Origin of the sequence: Nereida ignava (genome assembly GCF_047114695.1) — a bacterium.
Classification (GTDB): Bacteria; Pseudomonadota; Alphaproteobacteria; order Rhodobacterales; family Rhodobacteraceae; genus Nereida; species Nereida ignava.
In genome coordinates this window covers 93399-118752 of record NZ_CP112885.1, presented here as the reverse complement: position 1 = coordinate 118752, position 25354 = coordinate 93399, and the positions used below count along the sequence as shown (strand labels likewise).

The window sequence follows — 25354 nt, the reverse complement described above, 5'->3', positions numbered from 1 at the left end:
ATCGGCGGCTGCGCACCTGCGCGGCCCCGCCCCCATTTAACACCGTGCGCTTTAGATATGCGCAAAGGACACCATCATGACCCTGACCCCAAGCTATGATGATTTTGCGGCACAGTTTGAGGCCGGCAAAAACCAACTGGTCTACACGCGCCTTGCGGCTGATCTTGATACGCCCGTGTCGTTGATGCTGAAACTTGGGGGGGCGCAAACCAATAGCTTTATGTTGGAATCCGTCACTGGCGGTGAAGTGCGCGGACGATATTCGATCATTGGGATGAAGCCTGATCTGATCTGGCGCTGCACAGACCAAAAGGCTGCCATCAACCGCGAGGCCCGCTTTGACGACGACGCTTTTGTGGCGGAGGTTGATGATCCGCTGACATCTTTGCGCGCACTGATTGCTGCCTCAAAGATTGATCTGCCTGATGACTTGCCTGCGGCTTGTGCGGGGCTTTTTGGGTATCTTGGCTATGACATGATCCGGCTGGTTGAGAACCTGCCAAACATCAACCCCGATCCGTTGAACGTACCCGACGCGATCATGCTGCGCCCGTCTGTTGTGGCGGTGCTCGACGGGGTGAAAGGCGAAGTTATCCTGGTCTCCCCTGCGTGGGTCTCAAGCGGTCTGTCCGCCCGCGCAGCTTACGCCCAAGCAGCTGAACGTGTCCAAGATGCCCTGCGCGATTTGGACCGCGCCTTACCCGCAGACACACGTCAAATGCGTGACCAACCTGCACCGGCAAATGCTGTGTCGAACTTTGCCAAAGACGATTACAAAGCCGCCGTGGAAACCGCCAAGGATTACATCCGTGCGGGCGACATCTTCCAATGCGTGCCTTCACAGCGCTGGACCCAAGACTTCAAAGAGCCGCCCTTTGCGCTTTATCGCAGTTTGCGCCGCACCAACCCATCGCCATTTATGTTCTTTTTCAACCACGGTGATTTTCAAATTGTCGGCGCCTCGCCCGAGATTTTGGTGCGCGTCTTTGACGATGAAGTTACCATCCGCCCCATTGCGGGCACCCGTCCGCGCGGCGCAACACCTGCTGAAGATCAGGCAAACGAAGATGATCTTTTGGCAGACCAAAAAGAATTGGCAGAGCACCTGATGTTGCTCGATCTGGGCCGCAACGACGTGGGCCACGTGAGCCAAATTGGAACTGTGCGCCCCACCGAAGAATTCATCGTCGAGCGCTATTCCCACGTCATGCACATCGTGTCGAACGTTGTGGGCAAACTGGCCCCTGAACATGACGCGCTATCGGCGTTTTTCGCAGGTATGCCAGCGGGGACTGTATCCGGCGCGCCGAAAGTACGGGCGATGGAAATCATCGACGAGTTAGAGCCCGAAAAGCGCGGCATCTACGGCGGCGGTTTGGGGTATTTCTCAGCGGGCGGCGATATGGACATGTGTATCGCCCTGCGCACAGCCGTCATCAAAGATCAAAAGCTCTATATCCAAGCGGGGGGCGGTGTGGTCTACGACTCTGAGCCCGAATTTGAATATCAAGAGACCGTTCACAAATCGAACGCGATCCGCAAAGCGGCCGCCGATGCAGCGCGGTTCGGGTCTGGCAACGGCTAAGGGCTTCACGCAAGGCCCCTGTCTCTATCGGGCTTGCAGCACCACGGAGACAGGCACCAGTGAGACACGCGATGCGCGTTGTCCCTGCCCCCATTGCAAAATCGCCTCAACAGTCTCGGGGCGCGCGCGGGCAACCAAAACAATCGCGCCTTCTTGGGCCGCCTTGAACGCTGCCTGATCAAGAAAACGGCGGATCACCGCACCGTCTTGCCCGTCAGGATCAAGATCGCGAAAGACCTGTGCCGTGGGAACATCCTTTTGCGCCGCAACACGACCAAAACTGTTTAGACCCGTTTGATAGGTCATCACGCCCCAGCCTTTGTCCGCCGCAATATCTGTCACTTGGTCGCGCAAATCTTCGGCGCGCTGCAAGACACCGTCGCTTGTCTCAAAAATACCAACAGCTTCAGGGACAGCTTGTGACACCGCTTCAAAGGCCACTTCCAAATCTGCGGGCGTGGCAGTGGGCAAAACATCAACCAATGACAGCACTTCAAGGTCCGCGCTTCGGTAGAGGGCGGCGCGTGCAGTTGCAGTGGGCGCCGTTGCTTTCACCCCGAATGATACGGGAAATGGAAAGCTGTTGATCCCCGCCAAATCAAGCGTTGAGGTGCCATCGTCCAGCAAAACCAGCGCCATCAAGGGTTTGGTGGGATCAACGTCAGCGGGGGCTGCAAAATCGACAATCGCGCGGCCCGTTGGGGTAACTTGGGGCAACGCGCTGGCGGCAACCTCATCCTCAGGGGCCGTGTCTTGCTCGGCAGAGCGGTTCACTTTCACACCTTCGGCCAGATCACCGATTGTGCCGCCAGAGCTTTCAAAGCCCACCTCAGGTTTGTCGCTGGGCAGATCAACCGTTTCAGGCGCTTCGGTTACCTCGGGCGCAGATGCTTCATCAGTTTCGGGTGCCTCAACCGGAGCTTCATCCGCAGGCACAGCACTGCTTTGAGTATCAACCGCAATCGGCGCGGAACCATCTTCGTCGCTTGGCGCAGTCGGCGCAGCCGCTTGTGGCGCGGGCAGAACGGGTGCCTCAACCTGTACTTCAACACCAAGGGGCGCTGCCGCAGCGGGGCCTTCAACGCCACCACTTTGCCCCCCGATCACAGGGCGCGCTGCGGTCTGCGTGTCTGCATCTGGTGCCGCCACTTGGGCCTCGGGGACATTCACCGTTGGGGCTGCATCACTTGGCGTATCAAGAACGGGCGGCAGCACAGTTGGGGCCACATCACCCACAATCGGCGCCGAAGCCACAGGTGCGGGCGCGTCAGTTGGCACTGCTGTCGGAGGCGTTGTGGCAACCGGAAACGCAAGATGCGCACCAAGCAAGCCCGCTGCGCCAATCGCCGTGCCCCAAAAGGTTCCTGCCAATAATCCGCGTGCCACGTCTCAAGATCCTCTAATTTCTTGCCCAAACCGGCGCATTCCGCCCTCGCCCGTCTTGACCTCAGTCTTATTCCCTGACCATCTATAACCCCACAGCCATGCGCCGCGTAACCCCTTTTCGGTGCTCAACCTTTTGCCCCACGGAGGCGCAGCGATGCTGCTCTTGATCGATAACTACGACAGCTTCACGTACAACCTTGTCCATTATGTGGGCGGTCTTGGGGTGGATGTGAAGGTCGTGCGCAATGATGCGATCACGGTTGATGAGGCGATGAGCATGGGCGCAGAGGGGATTTTACTCTCGCCCGGGCCGTGTGATCCGGCCCAAGCAGGCATTTGTCTTGCGCTGACAGAGGCCGCCGCCGCCGCGCAATTGCCGCTTTTGGGTGTCTGCCTTGGGCACCAAACCATTGGTGAGGCGTTCGGCGGCAAAGTTGTGCGCCACTCAGAGATTGTGCACGGCAAAATGGGCACGATCCAACACAAGAACAAAGGCCTCTTTGCAGGACTGCCCCAGAATTTTCTGGCGACGCGCTATCACTCGCTTGTGGTTGATGCACCAAGCCTGCCCGATGCGCTTGAGGTGACTGCTTCCCTTGAGGACGGCACTATCATGGGGCTACAACACCGCCAATTGCCAATCCACGGGGTGCAGTTTCATCCGGAATCGATCCGATCTGAGCACGGTATGGCGTTGCTTAAGAACTTCACTGACCTGCTGCCAAGCAGTGCCAAAACACTCACCGCCGAGGGAGCACACCCATGAGCGATCAGATGAAACCCCTGATTTTCGGGGCCTCCGAAGGCCCGCTTAGCCGTACACAGGCGGAAGTCGCATTTGAGTTGTTGTTTGAGGGACAAGCGACAGACGCGCAAATTGGCGGGCTGTTGATGGCCATGCGCGCCCGCGGCGAAGCTGTTTCTGAATACGCGGCCGGTGCGGCTGTCATGCGCGCCAAATGTAACGCGGTCAACGCCCCCGCCGGCGCGATGGATATCGTGGGCACTGGTGGTGACGGCATGGGCACGCTCAACATTTCAACGGCCACGGCGTTTGTTGTTGCAGGCGCAGGGGTGCCCGTGGCCAAACACGGCAACCGCAACTTATCATCACTGTCAGGTGCGGCGGATGCGCTTGGGCAAATGGGCATCAACGTCATGGTCGAAGCGGACGTAGTAGAACGGGCCATCGCGCAAATCGGCATCGGCTTTATGATGGCACCAATGCATCATCCCGCGATTAAACACGTCATGCCCGCGCGTCAGCAGCTTGGCTGTAAAACGATCTTCAACATCTTGGGCCCGCTGACAAACCCCGCAGGTGTTACGCGGCAACTGACCGGTGCCTTCGCCCCCGATTTGATCATGCCGATGGCCGAAACACTGCTGCAGCTTGGTAGTGAAAAAGCGTGGCTTGTGCATGGCTCGGACGGGACAGATGAGTTGACTATCTGTGGCACCACGGCTGTGGCTGCCCTAGAGAACGGCAAGATCACCTCTCGCGAAGTGCACCCCGAAGACGCAGGCCTGCCCGTTCACCGCTTTGCTGAAATTCTGGGCGGCACACCGGAAGAAAACGGCGATGCGTTCCGCGCGCTTCTTGATGGACAGCCGTCTGCGTACCGCGATGCGGTGTTGTTGAACTCTGCCGCGGCGCTGATTGTTGCGGACAAAACCGACAGTCTGAAAACTGGCGTTGAAATGGCCCGCGAAAGCATCGATAGCGGTGCAGCAAAATCAAAACTTACCGAGCTTGCAAAGCTCACGTCGGAGGCCGCATGAGCACGACCATTCTGGATAAAATCAAAGCCTACAAACTTGAAGAAGTGGCCGCGCGCAAAGCCGAAACCACCTTTGAAGCCGTAACAGCGCTGGCCAAAGACGCGCCTGCGCCGCGTGACTTTGCAGGTGACGTGATTGCTGCCACCAAAACCGGTTACGGGCTGATCGCCGAGATCAAAAAGGCCTCCCCTTCAAAAGGGTTGATCCGCGAAGATTTCAACCCGCCCGCCTTGGCCCAAGCCTATGAAACCGGCGGCGCGACCTGTCTTTCTGTGCTGACCGACGGGCCAAGCTTTCAGGGCGCTGACGCATTCCTGACAGCCGCACGCAGTGCGGTCACCCTGCCCGCATTGCGCAAGGACTTCATGTATGATCCATTCCAAGTTGTGGAGGCACGCGCGCTTCACGCTGACTGTATCTTGATCATCCTTGCCTCCGTATCAGACACCCAAGCGGCCGAGCTTGAGGCCGCCGCGACCGAATGGGGTATGTCGGTTTTGCTTGAGGTCCATGACGCCGAAGAGCTTGAGCGCGCTTGCCTGCTGAAATCCCCGCTGATGGGCATCAACAACCGCAACCTCAAAACGTTTGAGACCACTCTTGATACAACACGCACCCTGTCAAAGATGGTGCCAGCAGACCGCACGATTGTGTGTGAAAGTGGCCTGAACACCCCCGCCGAGTTGGCCGATATGGCAAGCTATGGCGCGCGTGCGTTCTTGATTGGTGAGAGCCTGATGCGCCAGTCAGATGTGGCCGCTGCCACCAACGCACTTATTGGCAATCCCGTTCCACCAGTGTCGTCATGACCCAAGCAAAGCTTACGCATTTTGACACCGAAGGCCGCGCACAAATGGTCGATGTGTCGGACAAAGCTGAAACATCGCGCATCGCCGTGGCCGAAGGCTACATTAAGATGTCACCCCAAACTCTTGAAATTGTGAACGAAGGGCGGGCCAAAAAAGGCGATGTGATTTCTGTCGCACGTCTTGCGGGCATCATGGGCGCAAAACAAACCGCTTCACTGATACCACTGTGTCACCCGCTTCCCATCACAAAAGTTGCTGTCGATTTGGTAGCTGATGCGTCCCTACCCGGGCTACGCATCACCGCCGAGGTCAAAACCAAAGGGCAAACCGGCGTCGAAATGGAAGCGCTGACCGCCGTCAGTGTCGCGGGGCTTACCGCCTATGATATGCTGAAGGCCGTTCAAAAAGACATGGAAATTGGCGCGGTCCGCGTCACACTGAAAGACGGCGGCAAGTCCGGCAGGTTTACCGCGCCGTGATCACCGTTGCCCAAGCACTTGAGGCGGTGCTTACCCTTGGCACACCGCTTGAGACCGAAGTGGTCCCACTACGTCACGCATCAGGTCGTGTCCTGCGCGAAGCTGTCACGGCCGAGCGCGCTCAACCGCCTTTTTCCAGCTCAGCAATGGACGGTTACGCCATTCAAGACGCCGACCATGCTGCGGGCAACACCTTGCGCGTTATCGGGGAAGCCGCCGCAGGACACCGATTTGAGGGCGTCGTTCAGCAAGGTCAGGCAGTACGTATTTTCACCGGCGCGCCGTTACCCCACGGCGCAACGCGCGTCGTTATTCAAGAAGATGTAACTGTGGGCGACAGCAGCATCACGCTTGGGGCGTCTCTTGAGGCGGCAACACATATCCGCCCCGCTGGTGGTGATTTCAAACGGGGGCACGTTGTCAAAGCCCCCAAAAGGCTGACACCCGCTGACGTCGCCCTTTTGGCTTCAATGAATATCTCCGAGGTAACTGTGAGCCGCAGACCCGCAGTGGCATTGTTGGCCACTGGTGACGAGTTGGTCATGCCCGGTGAAGCGCCAAACGATGACCAAATCATCGCGTCGAACACCTTTGGCCTTGCAGCGATGTTGGAAGCCGCGGGCGCAACCGCCCGGATGTTGCCGATCGCGCGCGATAATCAGGCGTCCTTACGCCAGTCGTTCGATCTGGCGCGCGGTGCCGACCTGATCGTGACTGTGGGTGGCGCCTCTGTTGGGGATCATGATTTGGTGGGCGCTGTAGCCGCTGACATGGGACTTGAACGCGCGTTTTACAAAGTCGCCATGCGCCCGGGCAAACCACTTATGGCTGGAAAAATAAACGGCATGGCGATGCTGGGTCTGCCTGGAAACCCCGTGTCAGCCATGGTTTGCGGTGAGATATTTCTTAAGCCATTGATTGATCAGATGCTGGGCCTGCCTGCCACTGCACGCGAAACAATCACAGCCCCAACCAACAAAATCATTCCCAAAAATGGCCCGCGCGAACACTATATGCGGGGGCGTTACCGTGACGGCACCGTCAAAGTATTTGATCGCCAAGACAGCAGCTTACTCAAAGTTCTGCACGTCGCGAATTGCCTGATCAAACGCGCGCCAAACGCCCCCGAGATCGCCGTTGGTGCGCCCGTTGAGATCATCTTGATCTAAAGATTGACACAAAACAAGAACATCGATAGAACATCTGTAAACAAAACGCTTACAGGGGTGCATTATGCTGACTAAAAAACAGTTGGATTTACTTGAGTTCATTCAAGCACGTGTTCAAAAAGACGGCGTCCCCCCCAGTTTTGATGAGATGAAAGAAGCACTGGATTTGCGGTCAAAGTCGGGGATTCACCGTTTGATCACCGCCCTTGAAGAGCGCGGTTTTATCCGCCGCTTGGCCCATAAAGCCCGTGCGTTGGAAATTGTGAAACTGCCCGAAAGCATGGGCGGTGCCCCTACTGCCGGCTTCACACCCAAAGTTATTGATGGTGACCGACCTGATCAGACGCCACCACGGGCGCAATCTGTGCAAATTCAAGCAGTTGAATTGCCTGTAATGGGTAAAATTGCCGCCGGTGTACCGATTGAAGCGATCCAACATGCCTCACACAACGTGGCTGTTCCCGGAACAATGCTGTCGGGAAACGGTCATCACTATGCGCTTGAAGTTAAAGGCGATTCAATGATCGACGCGGGCATTAACGACGGTGACGTGGTTGTGATCCGCGAGACATCTACGGCAGACGACGGAGACATCGTTGTGGCCTTGGTCGAAGATCAAGAAGCAACCCTAAAGCGTCTGCGCAAAAACGGAGCATCAATTGGGCTTGAGGCGGCAAACCCTGCGTATGAAACACGCATTTTGCCCGCCGATCAGGTGAAAATTCAGGGGCGTTTAGTGGGTTTGATCCGCAGCTACTGATCAATTCGCCAAAGGTTTTTGCCACGTAGATCGGCCTCAATTTGAGCGTGCACATTAGCTAGCGCTGTCGGATCGTGCGCGCTCCAAGGTCGATTGCCAGAGATCCCATTTGCGGTTTGGATGCGCCAATTTACAGATCCACTCTGTAAACTGGCTCTGCTAAGTTGCTCCGTTTGCCGTGCATAGATTGCGACACTGCCAGTCATGCGCAGCATGTCTTGTCCCCAAATAGCACAATCACTGCTCTCAGGCGCTTGCACTTTCACAATATAAACATCCTCAAGATCACAGCTTTCCAGCAGGCCGATTTGTCTTTTTCCAACTAAATTGATGATTACACTATTAGGCAAGTTATCCGCCAAGTCACCACGATCAAATGACAACACCCCATCGTTTTCGAGCCAGTTTTGAGCGGCAAACCCCTCCCCCTTCTCACGGCTTAACCGCCGTGTCCCGTCTTGCATAATGCCCACTAAGCCGCCGGAACTCGCGATTAACACATCCGGACGTTCTGACTTGCCCCATCCAAACAACGCGCAGCACACGACGAACACTCCTGCCCATTTTCCACGCCCTACCCAAAGCACAGCGACCACCCCGCCAAAGCCGATCAGCGGCAAGACCCACAACGGCGGGGACGGTACACCAGATACAGCACCGTTCAGCGACGCAAAAAACGCAGCTACTTGCAGGATCCACCAACAGCCAACCGACATTACTTTAAGCCCGATCCACCCCAACCCGATCGGGGCCAAAAGGGCGCTTAACACCGCACCCGGGATTACAATGGCGCCCATCACTGGGACTGCGATCACATTGGCAAACAGGCCCACGTGGACAAATTGGTTAAAATGCGCAGCCGCCACCGGCGCTGTGGCCAAGCCCGCCACCGCAGAGGTTATCACCACTCCCGCTACGGATTTCACAAAGCGCGACCGCCGTTCGAGCCATGCAATCGGACGGTCTTTTAGCACCCGAAACACCACCACAAGCGCGATGGTCGCCGCGAACGACATCTGAAAACCGGGCCCAACCAATGCTTCTGGGCGCAGCAGCAACACGATTAGCGCGGCTGTGGCAACGGACCGAAGGCTTAGCACACGCTGGTCCAAAACGACAGCCAACAACATCACCAACGCCATGACAAACGCCCGTTCTGTTGCGACCGAGCCACCAGAGATTGCCAGATAAACCGCTCCCGCCGCCATTGCGACAACTGCCGCGATTTTCTTTGTCGGCAGCCGCAACGCGAGGCTTGGGATCAACGCCAGCCCACCGCGCACCAACGCGAACACAAACCCCGTTAGCAACCCCATATGCAGGCCAGAAATCGCCAAAAGATGCGCCAAATTCGTCCGACGAAGATTTTGCAGAACCTCTTGGGGCATCGCGGAACGATCGCCCGTAGTCACCGCAGTTGCGAAAGCACCAAGCTCCGGCGCCATATCCCGCTGCACCGTTCGGGAAATTTTCTGCCGTAACGCGGACGTAAATAGCCCCACCCCGCTTCGTTCGGCAGGTAACAACGTAAGAACTTCGGTGCGGGTATAGCCAAAACCGCCCAACTTCAAAAACCACGCGTGGCGGCGAAAATCAAAACCCTGAGGCTCAACAGGACCATTGGGTGGCGACATATTTGCGGTCAGCAGAACTATCTGACCAATCTCTAACGCGCCATGTTCCGCGCCCTGCTCAGCCGCGTCGCCGTGCAGACTAACCCGAACGCGGCGTGGTGTGTTCTGCGGAGGCAGTCGCGCCATCACAACGCGGTCCATTGTCAGCCGCTTAGCATCGGACGCGCTTTTATCGATGTGGATAATGCGGCCCTGTACGCTGCCGTAACTACGCCATTCAAGCACGGGGCCCGCCACAAAATGCGAGCGCGCCGCCGCCGTTAAAAAGCCAGATAAAATGACAAAGGTCAGCACGAGAAGTGGCGCAAACCTTGGGGTTAGAAACGCTGCGGCAGCCAGCGTTACAGCACTAGCCGCCACCAGACCAAGCAGCATAAAATCTGGCTCGAATAGTAAGCCAAAATACGCACCGATACCGCACGCAAAGGCCACGGGCACCCACAAAAAGACCCGTTCACGCTGAACTGCGAATGCTTCGACCAGAAGGGCCGCTGCCGCCACTTGTCACCGCCTTCCCGCCAGATTAGACCGATGCGCAACTGCTCCCCTATTCTCTTGCTAAAAGGTTAATTCCACATGACCGTCGTGACCCGTTTCGCCCCATCGCCCACTGGTTATCTGCACATTGGTGGCGCGCGGACTGCGCTGTTTAACTGGCTTTACGCGCGCGGCCGTGGGGGCAAATTCTTGCTGCGGATCGAAGACACTGACCGCGCCCGTTCAACCCCCGAAGCAACTGCAGCGATCTTGCAAGGGATGGCATGGCTTGGCCTAGACCACGACGGCGACGTCATCAGCCAGTTTGAGCGCGCCGACAGACATGCAGAAATCGCCAACACCCTGCTGGCCGAAGGCAAAGCCTATAAATGCTTTGCTACCCAAGATGAAATTTCCGCGTTCCGCGATGCGGCCCGTGCTGAGGGAAAAAGCACGCTGTACCGTAGCCCGTGGCGTGACGCCCCTGCGGATCAGCACCCCGATGCACCCTTTGTGGTCCGCATCAAGGCCCCTCAAGATGGCGCCACAGTAATCCACGATGAGGTCCAAGGCGACGTCAACATTCGTAACGACCAGCTTGATGACATGATCTTGCTGCGCAGTGATGGCACGCCCGTCTACATGTTGGCGGTGGTTGTGGATGACCATGATATGGGCGTGACCCACGTTATTCGCGGGGATGATCACCTCAATAACGCGGCGCGTCAGATGATGATCTATAACGCCATGGGCTGGCCGGTGCCGACATATGCGCACATCCCCCTGATCCACGGCCCCGACGGTAAAAAGCTGTCCAAACGCCACGGCGCGCTTGGCGTTGAGGAATATCAGGTCATGGGCTATCCGGCCGCCGGTATGCGTAACTATCTCGCCCGTTTGGGGTGGAGCCACGGCGACGATGAGGTCTTCACAGACACCCAAGCGCGCGAGTGGTTCGACCTTGGTGGCATTGGCAAAAGCCCTGCACGATTGGACTTTAAGAAACTGGAATCAATCTGTGGCGCACAGATCGCTATGGGCGATGATGCCGCATTGCGGCAAGAAGCAGAGGCATTTTTGGCCGCAGCAGCGCTTCCTGCGCTTACTGACGCGCAGTCAACTGCATTCGAGCGGGCGATGTATTGCCTTAAAGAACGTGCCAAGACATTCCCGCAACTTATTGAAAAAGCGCACTTTGCGCTTAGCGCGCGCCCCTTCGATATAGAAGAGAAAGCGGCTAAGGCACTTGATACGGTATCCATTGGTATACTGAAAGAATTGACGCCGCAGTTGCAAGCTGCTAGCTGGGAGCGTGACCAACTGGAGGCCGTGGCCAACGCGCTTGCGGCATCGCACGACATCGGTTTTGGCAAGCTTGCAGCGCCGCTGCGTGCCGCCCTTGCCGGACGTGCAGCCACACCATCGGTCTTTGATATGATGCTGGTTTTGGGCCGCGAGGAAACTCTCGCGCGCTTGGGTGACGCAACACAATAATAGACGGAGCCGTTTACAAATCTGTAACGAAGCCCGCTCAACATACGAAAATGGCGTACTGCGCCGCTGCTGGATAATGAGGGAACATATGGCCGAAACGACAAAGAACGCGACGCTTACTATTGGCGACAAAACAATCGAACTGCCGATTTACTCGCCTACTGCGGGTCCTGACGTGCTCGATATCCGCAAACTTTACGCCCAAGGCGACGTGTTCACCTACGATCCCGGCTTTACTTCAACTGCGGCGTGCGACAGCACCATCACATTCATCGATGGCGCCAAGGGCGAGCTGCTGCACCGCGGCTATCCTATTGATCAGCTCGCGGAAAAATCACACTACCTCGAGGTGTGCTATGTCCTGCTGTACGGCGAGCTTCCCTCCGCGGCCGAGTTGGAATCGTTTGAGAGCATGGTGACAAACCACACCATGCTGCACGAGCAGATGATCAACTTCTTCCGTGGTTTCCGCCGTGACGCGCACCCGATGGCCATCATGACCGGCGTTGTTGGTGCAATGTCTGCGTTCTACCACGACAGTACCGACATCACTGACCCGCATCAGCGCGAAGTGGCAACGATCCGTTTGATCGCCAAAATGCCAACAATCGCAGCGATGGCGTTCAAATATACTGTCGGTCAGCCATTTGTGTATCCGCGTAATGATCTGGATTACGCGTCGAACTTCCTGCGTATGTGCTTTGCGGTGCCTGCCGAAGATTACGAAGTGAACCCGATCCTGAGCCGTGCGATGGACCGTATTTTCACGCTACACGCAGACCATGAGCAAAACGCATCAACATCGACTGTGCGTTTGGCATCATCTTCTGGCGCGAACCCGTTTGCCTGTATTGCGGCCGGTATTGCGTGTCTTTGGGGCCCTGCCCACGGTGGTGCGAACCAAGCATGCCTCGAAATGCTTAAAGAAATCGGCAGTGTTGACCGCATTCCTGAATTCATCGCCCGTGCGAAAGACAAAGACGATCCCTTCCGCCTGATGGGCTTTGGTCACCGTGTTTACAAAAACTTTGACCCCCGTGCGAAAGTTCTAAAACAATCTGCGGATGAAGTTCTTGATCTGCTTGGCGTAGAGAACAACCCGATCCTTCAGGTCGCCAAAGAGCTTGAAAAACAAGCGTTAGCCGATCCGTATTTTGCAGACAAGAAACTGTTCCCGAACGTGGATTTCTATTCAGGCATTATTCTTGAAGCGATGGGCTTCCCCACATCCATGTTCACGCCGATCTTCGCCCTGGCCCGGACTGTTGGCTGGATTTCACAGTGGAAAGAGCAGATCAGCGATCCAGCGCTCAAGATCGGTCGCCCTCGCCAACTTTACCAAGGCGAAACCCTGCGCGATTACGTGGACATCGAAAAACGCTAGGCTTTCTGGCAAGCAGACATAAAAAACGCCACCGAAGAACATCCTTCGGTGGCGTTTTTATTTGAGTATTTTTGACCAAAGCGAAGACAGCCTGCTGTCACTTAAACGAACGAACTTGCATTAAAGGGCTAATTGCATATCCTGTGCGGGTATTTTGTTCTCAGGTTGCCCGCCATGTTGGCTCTTGCTCTTTTGCTTCTTATCCCTCTTGCCCTTGATGTGGCGCTTATTGATCAGTCACTTGATGCGCTGCGTAGTGACGATGACACGGGCGGCAGGTCTGAGGATGAGACCATCGATGAGCCCCCTCAAACAACAACCGACACAATTCGTCTTGGCGACCAGTCTGATGACTTTGAAGGCAGCTTTCGTGGCGAGACGATTTTCGGCAATTTAGGGGACGATAAGATCGACGGGCGCGGCGGGGACGATACGCTTTTTGGGGGCTCTGGGAACGATCTGTTTGACGGCGGCGCAGGTGATGACGCCCTGAACGGCAATGTAAACGACGACATTCTAGCCGGTGGTCCAGGGGCAGATACACTGCGGGGCGGCAACAATGACGACACACTTTTTGGGGATAGCGGTTCTGACCTGTTGCTCGGTGAGACCGGCGACGATGTGTTGATTGGCGGCGTAAATGCCGACGTTCTGAATGGCGGCGGCGGAACGGATGTGCTGTGGGGTGGTGCCATTTTTGATAGTGATACTCTTGAGACGGACAACCTTTCAGCGCTGCAATCTGGACCACCGCTAATCACCCGTCCGGAAGGTGAAGCACCCACTTGGGGCAGCAATTTCCGTGATGACGGCGTGGAAGACAAGCTGACCGGCGGGGCTGGCACTGACACGCTATTTTTGGCACGAAATGATATCGGCACAGGTGGCGGTGACGCGGATGAGTTTGTCTTGCTGCTGGAGCCAAGTAGCGATGATGGCAGCGCAAGCGAGACATGCACGCGCGTCACTGATTTTTCAAACGACGATGTTTTGATGATTGCTACGCAAACCGGCGCGCCCGACCCTGCGGTTAGCGTTACCCAAACAGGTACAGTCGTGACTGTATTCGCCGATGATTTCAAAGTTGCGGAGGTACAGCTTGGACCTGAGTTTGACCAAAACGCACAGCCCTTTGAGAACTATATCGAGTTGGTCAGTTACAGCCCGCCTGTCGTACTTGCCCCGCCTGTCTGATCCCTAACGGCCTTCGAACTTTGCAGGACGCTTTTCAAGGAAAGACAGCACGCCTTCTTTGAAATCACGCGTTTCACCACAAGCCCCCTGAAGCGATGCCTCAAGGCCCAATTGCGTTTCAAGGTCATTGCCAAAACTGGCCCGAAGCGCAGATTTCACATGTTCATAGGCAACTGTCGGCCCCTTGGCTAAATGCGCGGCACGTGCACGCCAATGGGCCTCAAATTCGGCATCGGACACAGCTTCCCAGATCATGCCCCAATCACTTGCTTGCTGCGCAGAAATGCTCTCACCAAAAAGTGCGGCTCCCATGGCTTTGGCCATCCCCATTTGGCGCGGCAGATAGTATGTACCACCCGCGTCAGGGATAAGCCCAATGCGCGTAAACGCTTGAACAAAAACAGCCTTTTGAGACGCAATCACAACATCCGCTGCCAGAGCCAGATTTGCACCTGCGCCCGCTGCCGCACCGTTTACTGCCGCAATCGTTGGAACAGGACACTCAATAATCGCACGCAGCATCGGGACGTATTCGTCGCGCAAGGTGCGCTCAAGATCAAGCTGGGCGGCTGAACCACCGTCGCCCAAATCCTGGCCCGAACAAAACGCATCCCCCGCCCCTGTCAGGACAACAACACGGGCCTCGGTACCAGCTTTTTTCACAGCATGGGTGATCTCGGCGCGCATCTGACCGTTCAAAGCGTTCTTCACCTTTGGGCGGTTCAAAGTGAGCGTCGCAACACCGTCGTTTAGCTCATATTCCAGCGCGTCATACATCATGGGAGCATCCTCATTAATCCATTCATTAGAAGGCACAATAGGGCCATGCGCCAGAGTTGCCAGAGGAACTGGGCACTGTGCGCAAGAACGTCACGACATCGCTTTTGTGCCAGCTTATTTATTCAGCAGCTCAGTGAGGCGTTTTGTTTCATCCGCGCTTAGCTCATCCGCAGGTACAGGAGCTGCGCGCCCGCGCAAATAGGCCGCAGCCCCAATGCCGCCGATCAAAAGCATCGCAGGTCCTGCAAGCCACAAAATTAGGGTTGAGCCTTTTGCGGGCGGGTTGAGCAAAACAAACTCGCCGTACCGCGCAACAATGAACGAAAGCGCCTCGTCGTTGCTATCCCCTGCCGAGACACGTTCGCGGACCAGCAGGCGTAGATCACGCGCCACTTCCGCATGGGATTCGTCGATGCTTTCGTTTTGGCACACAGGGCAGCGAAGTTCTTTGCTGATAACCCGTGCGCGCGCCTCAAGCGCGGGATCATCCAAGACTTCGTCGGGTTGCACTGCAAACGCAGGCATGGCCATCAAAACGATCAGCCCAACTAATCCGCACAGGCGTGAAGCAACTGCGATCATGACGTAACCGCCTTTGACCGCTGACCACCTGCAACACGCATCCGCCGATCCGTCAGCGACAACGTACCACCGAGCGCCATAATGATTGCGCCCGCCCAAATCCAGTTGGCGAACGGCTTGATATAGGTGCGCACCGCCCATCCCCCATCATTCTGAGGATCACCAATCACAACGTAGAGGTCACGCAAAATACCGTTTGAGATTGCCGCCTCAGTCGTGGGCATATTCGCCACCGGATAGACACGTTTTTCAGGGAACAAATGCGCCACTTCACGGCCACCGCGGTACAGCTTCATCTCTGCCATGGTTGAGATGTAATTCGGTCCTTCAACTTCGCGCACATCGATCAGCTCAACCTGATGTTGGCCAACTTCAAAACGGTCACCGATCTGTGCAATACGAATATCCTCGATCTGCCAAGCAAGCATCGCGGCGATTCCGAAGGTGGTAATTCCCATGCCCGCGTGGGCAACGGCCTTGCCCCAATCGGCGCGAGGCAGCCCTTTGAGGCGCGCGATTTTGTTGGCTTTGCCCGCCCTCTGCCAGATTTCAAACGCAGCCCCCAACACGAGCCACGCGCCAAGGATCACACCAATTGGTCCCAACGCAGAACCGCCAGTTTGGATCGCAAATGCCAATCCCCCCAAGGCCACCGACACCACCAAAACAGGCATCAACGATACAGTGATCCGCTTTAGCTTGGCCCTCTTCCACGACATCAGCGCACCGACAGGCAAGATCACCGACAAAGCGACCATGAACGGCGTGAAAGCTGCATCAAAAAACGGGGGACCAACGCTGAGTTTGCGGTCAAAGAACATCTCCGCCACGAGGGGCCAGATGGTGCCGATAAAGACGACGAAACAAGCAACCGCCAGCAAAATGTTATTGGCGACCAATGCGCTTTCACGGCTCACGACAGAAAAGACACCCTTGGCCTCCATCCGCTCTGCGCGCAGGGCGTAAAGCACCAACGCGCCACCCATGAAGATACCCGTGATCAGCAACAGATAAACACCGCGTTCAGGGTCTGTGGCAAACGCATGAACAGAAGTCAGAACGCCCGAGCGCACAATAAATGCGCCAATCAAGCTGAACCCGAAGGCAAGAATAGCGAGCAGAATGGTCCAGCTTTTCAGCGCCTCGCGCTTTTCAACAACAATGGCGGAATGCAGCAGTGCCGCCGCAATAAGCCAAGGCATAAAGCTGGCGTTTTCGACGGGATCCCAGAACCAAAAACCACCCCAGCCAAGCTCGTAATAGGCCCACCATGACCCTAACGCGATGCCGACAGTCAGGAAAACCCACGCTGTCAAAGTCCACGGACGGACCCACCGGCCCCATGCCGCATCGACTTTTCCCTCAATCAACGCAGCAACGGCAAAGCTAAACGCCATGCTGAGCCCGACGTAGCCCACGTATAGGAATGGCGGGTGAAACGCGAGGCCAGGGTCTTGTAAAAGCGGGTTCAGGTCTTGCCCGTTGAGCGGCGGAAACGCCAAACGTTCAAAGGGGTTAGACGTAAAAATGAGGAAGATAAAAAATGCAACTGCGATGGCTGATTGCACCGACAGGACGCGGGCCTTCAACCGTGGCGGCAACCCTTGGCCAAACCAGCCCGCCATCGCACCAAAGAGCGTCAGGATCAAAATCCACAAAAGCATAGACCCTTCGTGGTTCCCCCATACGCCCGACACTTTGTAGAGCATCGGCTTGGCTGTGTGACTGTTGAGCGTGACCACTCTGAGGCTAAAATCCGAGATCACGAACGCGTAAGTAAGTGCGGCAAAACTGGCCAGCGTCAGGCCAAATTGAACAGTTGCCGCGGGGGTGCCCGTTGCCATCCAGCCAGCCCAATTCTTTTGTGCACCAATCATCGGCACGATCATCTGAAAAACGGCCACCATCAGGGCCAAAATCAGGGCGAAATGTCCAAGTTCTGTAATCATAAACTTGGTATAGTCTGCCGCAGCCCCCTCGCCAATGGGCTGCGACAACACGGCCGCGTCAGACGGCTGATTTACGTAAGAAATTCACGGATCATTGCGTTTACCGCGCTGTCTGGCCCAATCGCGCAGGGCCGCGTTATCCTCAAAGCTGTCAGGGCCAAATCGTATGGGCGTCCCTGCCCCAATCCCGCTGACCGCAACAGAAACAGGGGCATCTTCGTTCGCCGCAGAATTTTGCCGTGCGACATCATTCAGTGCGGTCAAGTTCTCAATAACATGCGGTACCTGCGCGGTGGTAGCTTGGATAGAGCGTTGAAACTCCTGACTTTTCACCTGATGACGGGCGCCAAAATAGAAACTGACGATGGCACCCAACAGCCACCAAAGCGGTTCAGGCACAAGGGCGATGCCCTGCATTCTGCTGGCAAACCACACCGGATCAACCATCGCCGCCACAAACAGCCCCAGCGTACCAAGCGCCAATGCGGGGCGTGGCAAGCGGTTCAGCCCATCCATCACACGGTCAAACCTGCCCCTTCGCGGCACGCTGAATTCGGCTGCATATTGATCAAGGGCGTCGGCTTGGCGTTGCGCCGCGCGGGTTGCGCCCGCTTCGCGGTTTTCCCAAAACACCTCGGCAGTCTCACGGACAACATTTCTGCCGCCTCCGAATATCGCCTCAAACACCCGTTCAATCAGCCCCATGACGCCACCCGCGCACGATGTTCAGCGTCCGTTAAGTGATATTTTGAGGCGATGAATTCCTCTGCGCGCACGATCCAGCCGCCTTTGCCGCCATCCTGACGACGGGCATATTTGCGCGAACGCTTTCGCCGATCACCCAACGCGTAGTAATAGTTGCGCCGCTCAATACCATAGGCGTCGCCGATATGATCCGGCGCGTTTTGGGTCGCTTGACGCACGGCAGCAATCGTCTGCGGACCAATCTGACCGTCGACGCCAATGCGAAACCCCAGACGGCGGACAAGGCGCTGCAAAATCTTTACGGAATTCGCACCTGCATTGACGTTCATGTCGAAAACAGACGCCTGCAACACCTGCGGTAACTGTGCAATTTTTGAGCGGTGAAAGTAGTGATCAATGAAAATCTGTGTTGCGCGGTCACGGCTGAGTTTGCGCACATCAGAAACATCCACATCGCCGTCACCGTCTAAATCCAGCCCCAGACGCCGCATCGTGTGGATCGTCACCCCGTATTTGGTAGCACCGCCCGGATCATCGGTATCGTTCACAAAGCCGCCCTCGCGGGCCACAATATCGGACGCTATCTCATGTATTGATTGCATTAACCTGCCTCACATTAACCATCGTTCACGTTTCGTAACGGATAATCAAAATGAGGGACGGCGGTTAACAAGACAGAAAGGCTGCGGTCGCAACGTTCCCTTAAGGCTTCAACTTTGCACCACAAGCCTTTGAATTAATGTGATTATGTTTCCGGCTCAACATAGACGCCCTGCTCTTTCAGCGCGTCAATCACTTCGGCCGGCATGTAGGTTTCGTCGTGACGGGCCAAAATTTCAGTCGCTACAAATTGACCTTTCACATAGCTTCCAGTGCCGACCATGCCTTCGCCTTCACCAAAAAGATCGGGCAGAATACCAGTATAAACGACGGGCACAGTTGCCCCGCCATCTGTCACGCTGAACGAGATTGCAGCCCCCTCACCACGCTTCAACGACCCCTCTGACACCAGCCCACCAATGCGAAACACTTCGTTTGAGGGGGGTGGTGCGGCAATCACCTCGGATGGTGCGCGAAAGAATTGAAACGCATCTTGGCTCGCGTACCAGATCAAGCCGAACGAAACCGCAAGCGCACCCGCGGCGAGTGCAATAATCTGGATACGGCGTTGCTTTTTCAGGCTTTTCATTGCGCTACCTAAGGAAAATCACGGAAAGACAGGGGCCATCGTAAGACCCGCTGTCTCTGGTAAATCTAACATTAGGTTGGCGTTCTGCAATGCTTGGCCGCTGCTACCTTTTGTCAAGTTATCGAGAGCGGCAATCACAATCGCGCGCCCTTCTTTACGGTCTGCAACCACCCCAAGGTGGCAATAGTTAGAGCCACGCACATGGCGAACAGACGGGTGTTTGCCAAGGGGCAACACTTCAATAAACGGCTCGTCTACATATTGTGAAACAAACGTCTCATGGATCGCGGCGGCATCACCACTGACGTAGCAAGTCGCCAGAATACCACGGTTGAACGGCGCGAGGTGTGGAGTGAACTGCACCTCAACCTTGCGGCCTGAAACCGCTGAAAACTCCTGATCGAACTCAGCCAAGTGGCGGTGCACACCGCCAACTCCATACGCATGAACGCCTTCGGACAGCTCTGCGTGCAGCAAGTTTTCCTTCAACGCACGGCCCGCGCCGGACACGCCCACTTTCATATCTATGATGATATCGTCCAACCCAATCACGCCCGCTGCAATCAATGGACGCAGCGCAAATTGACCCGTTGCCGCATTACAGCCCGTGCCCGCAACCAAGCGGGCTTTCGCAATATCATCGCGGTAAAATTCGGTTAGGCCGTAAACCGCGATCTTTTGCAGATCAGGCGCGTCGTGTGGCAGACCGTACCATTTTGTATACTCAGCCTCATCACGCAGACGGAAATCTGCCGATAAATCAACGACTTTCACAGCATCAGGCAGCGCACGGATCACAGCCTGTGACGTCGCATGAGGCAGCGCGCAAAAGACCAGATCAACGTTTTCAAACGACAACTCATCAATTTTAACAAGCTGCGGCAGATCCATCTGGCGCAGATGAGGAAAGACATCGCCCATTTGCTGACCGGCTTTACGTTCGGCCGACAGACCAACGATATTGATGTCAGGGTGACCTGCAATCAAGCGCACCAATTCCGCACCCGTATACCCAGATGCCCCGAGGATCACGACGTTCTTGCCCATGATGCGCCTTTCTAAATTACCTTGGCGCCCTTTAAGCGCAAAGCAGCCAGCGTTTCAATCACAACTGCCAAATCCGCTCTAGAGCGCCTCAAAGGTGATGCCGCGCTTCATAAATTGGGTTGCGCGGTTTGATACAGTTGCGGGGTCGCCCGTGGTCAAAAAGCTGCGCGCCTTTGCATCACCAATCATATCAGGGCGTCGCTCAAGATAATCAGCAAGGCTATCAGCCACCACGCGCGGTTGGCTGAACACTTTGACATTGCCGCCCAAAGCCTTGGCAAAGATATCTTCTAACAGGGGATAATGCGTACACCCCAGAATAGCTGCATCAGGGCTTGGCATTTTGCGTTGAAGTGCGTCCACGTGACTGCGCACCAAAGCTTCGGCCAGGATCAAATCACCGTCTTCAATCGCGTCCACTACGCCGCCACAGGCCTGCGCCTCAACATCAACGCCGATCGCACGAAATGCCAACTCGCGCTGAAACGCGCGACTTCTAACTGTTGCGGGGGTGGCGAAAAGCGCCACGTGTTTCACATCAACTTCGCGCGGCGGCGAGTTATCGCCCCAGCCCCGTTCGGTCATCGCCTCAATTAAGGGGACAAACACACCAAGCACACGTTTGCCCTGTGGCACGCCCTCTTCCTGCATCCGACGTAGCGCCGCAGCCGATGCAGTGTTGCACGCAAGGATCACAAGATTGCAGCCCCGTGACCACAACTCATAAACGGCCTCGCGCGTTAAACGGTAAACATCATCTGCATCGCGCACCCCGTACGGCGCGTGTTTGTTGTCACCGAGATAGATAAACGGCACATCGGGCAAGCGCTCTTCCAAGGCCTGCAGCACGGTCAATCCGCCTAATCCACTATCAAATACACCTACTGCCATGCGCACCCTCCACGCGGCCAAATCCATCCACACACGACTTGCATCGTATGGGATCAGTATACACGCCGTTCAATTAATTGCTCTGCTGTTTTATGATTATTTTCAAACTCATACCCCAAAGTCTCACCAACTGATGGATCCCCAAGGGCGTATGTCTGCGCCCGGAGATATCCCATCATCGCGCGGGGGTCTTTTGCGCGGGCATCCAGCTCGCTCTGGGGCAATGGCGCACCGATACGCACGCCAACGGCACTATCAACGCGGCGGCGAAACTCATTGATCAAAAGAGCCATTCTGAGATTTGGATGGAGGTGACTGGCAACCTGAAAGAGCCGGCTGTTGGTCCCTTCAAAGTAAATCGGCAGGACAGTGGCACCAGATTTTGCCACCATTTTAGCCGTAAAGCTGCGCCATGCAGGATCAAGCGGGCGACCAAAAGGCCGTGCTGACGTGCTCACGGTACCACCCGGGAAAACGCCAACCGCACCGCCCTGCGCTAAATACTCAAGGCTGTGCTTTCGCGTCTCAAGGTTGATGCGCATAGCTTCTTTGGTTTGATCAAAACTGATCGGCAGCACAATGCGCTGGATGTCTTCGGCCTTGTGAAACACCGAGTTCGCCAAAATCCGGAAATCCCCGCGCCGCACGCGCGACAGAATGTAGCCCATCATCATCCCGTCCAGAATACCGAACGGATGGTTTGCAACCACGATCAACGGGCCTGATTGTGGAATGGCATCTAAGCTGCCCTCGCGCACATCAAGCTTTACCCCGTAGCGTCGCGCAAGGATTTCCCAAAAATCCCCTCCCGCTGCCACGTCTGCGTCATACCCGCGGGCGCGATGGATCAAGCCCAATCGGCCCGTAAAATTTTCAGTGGCACGAACCAAAAACTTACCGCCGCGAGACGCCGCAGAGTGGGCATAAGTGATTTCACGAGCGACTTCATGATCGCGAGACAGCCGGCGTGGGAGGCGTGAAGATACCATGATCTGATCCGTTCAAGAGTACGTTTAGCAACGCACACGGGAATTGGTTACTGCGCGCAGCATTTTACATCAAGCCGCTCAATTCTTGATCATGCCGTAGCGTAATCACCCATATTTCCGATTATTGAGACACCCAAACCAAGCTTACGTTGCATGTAGGCCGCTAAGTCCCTATTTTAACACCAAATACCGCTCTGTGCAGAGTGGCAAAACACCTACGGCGCGGGGCCTGCGATGGACTGGGATAAATTACGTATTTTTCATGCGGTCGCTGATGCGGGCAGCCTGACACACGCGGGAGACACACTTCACCTGTCTCAGTCTGCTGTAAGCCGCCAAGTTCGCGCGCTTGAGGAATCACTCAATACGACGCTGTTTCACAGACATGCTCGTGGTCTCATTTTGACAGAACAAGGCGAGCTGCTTTTCGATGCGACACAGGCCATGAACAAGCGTCTTGATGCGGCATCCGCCCGTATTCGTGACAGCGAAGAAGAAGTGTTCGGCGACCTGCGCGTCACCACCACTTTGGGGTTCGGAAGTTTGTGGCTGGCCCCTCGCCTGCCCGCCCTTTACGAGGATTTTCCTGACCTCAAGATTGACCTGATGTTGGAAGAACGCGTGCTTGACCTTCCTATGCGTGAGGCGGATGTCGCGATCCGGATGAAAGAGCCATCGCAAGCGGACCTGATCCGCAAAAAGCTGATGACTGTGCGCATGGTTTTATTCGCCAGCAAAAGCTATGTTGAGCAACACGGCGCGCCGCAAGACCTGAAATCCCTCGGGGATCATAGGTTAATTTGTCAGTCACCTGATTCCATCCAAGTAGGCGCGGGACAACGGCTTGCAGCCGAATTAATGACCCAAGACATCACTAGCTTGCTGACAGTGAACAACTACTTTGGTGTGCTGCAGGGCGTTTTGAACAACCTTGGGATTGGGGTACTGCCAGATTACGTCCAAGTAGACACGCCCGATTTGGTGCGCGTTTTGCCAGACGTCCAATCAACGGAAGTCCCTGTGTATTTAGCTTTTCCTGAAGAATTACGCCATTCCAAACGTATCGCCGCATTCCGCGATTTTGTTCAAAAACAGATCGCCCTTGATCGCCAAAAGGCTGCAGCACCGGTCATGCGCTAAGAGTAGTACTTTTCAGACGCCTCAATGACCCGTCAGCTATGCAAAAAACGCATAGCAGCATTGCGCAAATTTTAACCACTTAACTCTTGCGGCAATGGGAAACAGTCCCTAATTGGGCGGCATAGTTAAGCGATTGTTTAACTACCTCCCTGTTGGACTTCGCCGGGCCCCCGCAATTTGCGAGCCCGGCTTTTTTTTGCCTCTCGCCTGCGTGAACAAGGCATCTGGGCGAATGCTAGCGGCGCCTACACACCAGCGCACGGGCATATGGTTAGTTTAGTATTACCTTGGCACTAATTATTACTTCAATTTTAATTGGTAACCCCCCGTTTACCCGCACGCTTTAGCCACGCTAGCTGACCTACCCCACGAATGAGTTAATCGCGCGCCTATGAGTAGTTACATTGCCACAATCACCGGCACCAACGGATCAGACAATGTTATCGTATCTGGAAACGGTAATACCTCCATTTCAGGCGGCGACGGTGACGACTGGATTGAGGGTGGTGGCGGAGATGACAGCATTTCCGGTGGTCGTGGTAACGACGCTCTGGGTGGCAATGCTGGTAACGACAACATTCGCGGTGACGACGGCGATGATGATCTGTGGGGGGATTTCGGAAACGATACCCTAAGCGGCGGGCTGGGCAACGATAGCGTTCACGGCGGCGAAGGGAATGATCACATATTCGGTGGCGATGGTGCCGACACACTCGATGGCGGTGCAGGCCACGACACTATTTCTGCCGGCCAAGGTAATGATGACATCTGGGGGTCAGCCGGTGACGATTCGATCTCCGGTGATGATGGCGATGACGAAATATCTGCAGGGCATGGCAACGACACCGTGTCAGGCGGCGGCCAGAATGACATCATTTATGGTGGCGACGGCAACGACAGCATTGATGGTGGCAGCGGCCGCGACACGATCCGAGGCGAAGACGGTCATGATACACTTTTTGGCGGCAGCGATCACGACTACATCACCGGTGGGCGCGGTGATGACACGCTTTATGGCGGTGACGGCGATGATATTCTGCTCGGCGGGCGCGGCAACGACACAATTTATGGGGGCGCCCAACAAGATACGATCGAAGGCGGACCGGGCGATGATCGCATGGTTGCCGGCAACCTATCCACACATGATGTTTTCATCATTCGCGACGGGCACGGCAGTGACCAGATTGATGACTTCGATTATACCGAACCCGATATCATCGCCTTTGATATGGCAGAAATGTCGTCGTTTTCAGATGTACAAAGCCGGCTGAGCCAATGGGGAACGGACGCGGTCATCACGTATGACAACGCCGACTGCCTCGTCCTTGTTAATGTTGATGCCAGCACCCTAAGCAGTGCCAATTTCCGTTTCTCTGCCGCCCCGCTTTGTCTTGCGGCAGATACGTTAATCCGTACCCCCGATGGTCCGCATCCCGTTCAAACACTCACCAAAGGGCAGCTGATCGCGACCCACGATGCTGGCCCGCAACCGCTGCTGCGGCTCACCTCGGAAAGGCTACATTTTCACAGCCCCGATGATCCCGCAAAACCCATCCTCATCCGCGCAAATACATTCGGCAACGTACCCAGCACAGACCTTATCACATCACCGCAACACCGTATTGTCATCGATGGTGCACTGGTGCCCGCGACCAAACTGACTAACCGCAAAGGCATCAGGGCGATGCGCGGACGGCAAACGGCGCTCTATTGCAACTTACTGTTTGAGCGGCATCACATCATCTTTGCGAATGATCTGCCTGTTGAAAGCCTGCTCCGCGAAAGCCCAGATCACACGCCCCTCACGCCTGTTCTGCCGCTCTTGCACCATGATCCCGCCTGCTGAAACACAAACCAGAACCACAGGCGTGGCCCCTTCCCCTTTTCTCAAAGCTGCTCTAAGAGATACCCAACGCCACATAGGGGACT

23 protein-coding genes are annotated in these 25354 nt (G+C 55.8%); 12 read left to right on the top strand and 11 right to left on the bottom strand.

What is annotated here, in order from left to right; genetic code table 11:
• Nucleotides 1–76 precede the first annotated feature (76 nt).
• Entirely contained in the window at nucleotides 77–1585 is a 1509-nt protein-coding gene (trpE, locus tag OLX08_RS00560) for an anthranilate synthase component I (protein ID WP_391481806.1), read from the top strand.
• A 24-nt stretch (nucleotides 1586–1609) separates the two neighbouring features.
• Here the strand turns inward: trpE and OLX08_RS00555 are convergent, their stop codons facing one another.
• Nucleotides 1610–2971, bottom strand: coding sequence for a divergent polysaccharide deacetylase family protein (locus OLX08_RS00555; protein WP_391481804.1), 1362 nt, complete (start codon nucleotides 2969–2971; stop codon nucleotides 1610–1612).
• A 154-nt stretch (nucleotides 2972–3125) separates the two neighbouring features.
• Between OLX08_RS00555 and OLX08_RS00550 the strand changes: the two genes are divergently transcribed.
• The 6 genes from OLX08_RS00550 to lexA all read left to right on the top strand — a co-directional run bounded on the left by OLX08_RS00550 (nucleotide 3126) and on the right by lexA (nucleotide 7970).
• On the top strand, nucleotides 3126–3737 hold the full coding sequence (locus OLX08_RS00550) for an anthranilate synthase component II (RefSeq protein ID WP_391481802.1): 612 nt from the start codon (nucleotides 3126–3128) through the stop codon (nucleotides 3735–3737).
• Complete coding sequence (gene trpD, locus OLX08_RS00545) at nucleotides 3734–4753, top strand: anthranilate phosphoribosyltransferase (protein ID WP_391481801.1); 1020 nt, start codon at nucleotides 3734–3736, stop codon at nucleotides 4751–4753. The genes OLX08_RS00550 and trpD overlap by 4 nt, the downstream gene beginning before the upstream one ends.
• Entirely contained in the window at nucleotides 4750–5562 is an 813-nt protein-coding gene (trpC, locus tag OLX08_RS00540) for an indole-3-glycerol phosphate synthase TrpC (RefSeq protein WP_391481800.1), read from the top strand. Before trpD ends, trpC begins: the two co-directional genes overlap by 4 nt.
• Entirely contained in the window at nucleotides 5559–6041 is a 483-nt protein-coding gene (gene moaC / locus OLX08_RS00535) for a cyclic pyranopterin monophosphate synthase MoaC (protein WP_391481799.1), read from the top strand. Before trpC ends, moaC begins: the two co-directional genes overlap by 4 nt.
• Nucleotides 6038–7210 carry a gephyrin-like molybdotransferase Glp gene (gene glp, locus OLX08_RS00530; RefSeq protein ID WP_391481798.1) on the top strand — a complete coding sequence of 391 codons (1173 nt, stop codon included), beginning with the start codon at nucleotides 6038–6040 and terminating at the stop codon, nucleotides 7208–7210. The genes moaC and glp overlap by 4 nt, the downstream gene beginning before the upstream one ends.
• Before the next feature lie 64 nt (nucleotides 7211–7274).
• Nucleotides 7275–7970 (top strand): transcriptional repressor LexA, encoded by a 696-nt coding sequence (lexA, locus tag OLX08_RS00525; protein WP_074842058.1) that lies wholly within the window; start codon nucleotides 7275–7277, stop codon nucleotides 7968–7970.
• Here the strand turns inward: lexA and OLX08_RS00520 are convergent.
• Nucleotides 7964–10105, bottom strand: a complete 2142-nt coding sequence (locus OLX08_RS00520) for a ComEC/Rec2 family competence protein (protein ID WP_391481797.1) — start codon at nucleotides 10103–10105, stop codon at nucleotides 7964–7966. The genes lexA and OLX08_RS00520 overlap by 7 nt on opposite strands.
• Nucleotides 10106–10180: 75 nt before the next feature.
• Between OLX08_RS00520 and gltX the strand changes: the two genes are divergently transcribed.
• From gltX to OLX08_RS00505, 3 genes are all read left to right on the top strand, one after another.
• The gene (gene gltX, locus OLX08_RS00515; protein ID WP_391481796.1) at nucleotides 10181–11575 is read left to right on the top strand and encodes a glutamate--tRNA ligase; all 1395 of its coding nucleotides are present in this window, start codon (nucleotides 10181–10183) and stop codon (nucleotides 11573–11575) included.
• A gap of 88 nt (nucleotides 11576–11663) precedes the next feature.
• Nucleotides 11664–12959: a citrate synthase gene (locus OLX08_RS00510; RefSeq protein WP_048599066.1), complete on the top strand. Its 1296-nt coding sequence runs from the start codon at nucleotides 11664–11666 to the stop codon at nucleotides 12957–12959.
• A gap of 174 nt (nucleotides 12960–13133) precedes the next feature.
• Entirely contained in the window at nucleotides 13134–14153 is a 1020-nt protein-coding gene (locus OLX08_RS00505; protein ID WP_391481794.1) for a calcium-binding protein, read from the top strand.
• A 3-nt stretch (nucleotides 14154–14156) separates the two neighbouring features.
• Here OLX08_RS00505 and OLX08_RS00500 read toward each other — a convergent pair whose 3' ends face one another.
• The 9 genes from OLX08_RS00500 to OLX08_RS00460 form a co-directional block, all read right to left on the bottom strand.
• Nucleotides 14157–14933 carry an enoyl-CoA hydratase-related protein gene (locus OLX08_RS00500; RefSeq protein ID WP_391481792.1) on the bottom strand — a complete coding sequence of 259 codons (777 nt, stop codon included), beginning with the start codon at nucleotides 14931–14933 and terminating at the stop codon, nucleotides 14157–14159.
• Nucleotides 14934–15047: 114 nt separating this feature from the next.
• Nucleotides 15048–15515 (bottom strand): cytochrome c-type biogenesis protein CcmH, encoded by a 468-nt coding sequence (locus tag OLX08_RS00495; RefSeq protein ID WP_391481790.1) that lies wholly within the window; start codon nucleotides 15513–15515, stop codon nucleotides 15048–15050.
• Nucleotides 15512–17464 (bottom strand): heme lyase CcmF/NrfE family subunit, encoded by a 1953-nt coding sequence (locus OLX08_RS00490; RefSeq protein ID WP_391481789.1) that lies wholly within the window; start codon nucleotides 17462–17464, stop codon nucleotides 15512–15514. Before OLX08_RS00490 ends, OLX08_RS00495 begins: the two co-directional genes overlap by 4 nt.
• 84 nt (nucleotides 17465–17548) lie before the next feature.
• The gene (locus OLX08_RS00485; RefSeq protein WP_391481788.1) at nucleotides 17549–18169 is read right to left on the bottom strand and encodes a holin family protein; all 621 of its coding nucleotides are present in this window, start codon (nucleotides 18167–18169) and stop codon (nucleotides 17549–17551) included.
• Entirely contained in the window at nucleotides 18160–18771 is a 612-nt protein-coding gene (locus tag OLX08_RS00480) for a holin-associated N-acetylmuramidase (protein ID WP_391481787.1), read from the bottom strand. Before OLX08_RS00480 ends, OLX08_RS00485 begins: the two co-directional genes overlap by 10 nt.
• 143 nt (nucleotides 18772–18914) lie before the next feature.
• Nucleotides 18915–19358 carry a cytochrome c maturation protein CcmE gene (ccmE, locus tag OLX08_RS00475; RefSeq protein WP_391481785.1) on the bottom strand — a complete coding sequence of 148 codons (444 nt, stop codon included), beginning with the start codon at nucleotides 19356–19358 and terminating at the stop codon, nucleotides 18915–18917.
• Between the two features lie 18 nt (nucleotides 19359–19376).
• Nucleotides 19377–20405 carry an N-acetyl-gamma-glutamyl-phosphate reductase gene (gene argC / locus OLX08_RS00470; protein ID WP_391481784.1) on the bottom strand — a complete coding sequence of 343 codons (1029 nt, stop codon included), beginning with the start codon at nucleotides 20403–20405 and terminating at the stop codon, nucleotides 19377–19379.
• A gap of 78 nt (nucleotides 20406–20483) precedes the next feature.
• Entirely contained in the window at nucleotides 20484–21296 is an 813-nt protein-coding gene (locus OLX08_RS00465; protein ID WP_048599073.1) for a glutamate racemase, read from the bottom strand.
• 53 nt (nucleotides 21297–21349) lie between these two features.
• Nucleotides 21350–22285, bottom strand: coding sequence for a lysophospholipid acyltransferase family protein (locus OLX08_RS00460; RefSeq protein WP_391481782.1), 936 nt, complete (start codon nucleotides 22283–22285; stop codon nucleotides 21350–21352).
• Nucleotides 22286–22519: 234 nt separating this feature from the next.
• On the opposite strand from OLX08_RS00460, the gene OLX08_RS00455 reads away from it, so the two are divergent.
• Entirely contained in the window at nucleotides 22520–23425 is a 906-nt protein-coding gene (locus OLX08_RS00455; protein ID WP_341246579.1) for a LysR family transcriptional regulator, read from the top strand.
• A gap of 391 nt (nucleotides 23426–23816) precedes the next feature.
• Nucleotides 23817–25271, top strand: a complete 1455-nt coding sequence (locus OLX08_RS00450) for a Hint domain-containing protein (RefSeq protein ID WP_391481780.1) — start codon at nucleotides 23817–23819, stop codon at nucleotides 25269–25271.
• Nucleotides 25272–25354: the final 83 nt, after the last annotated feature.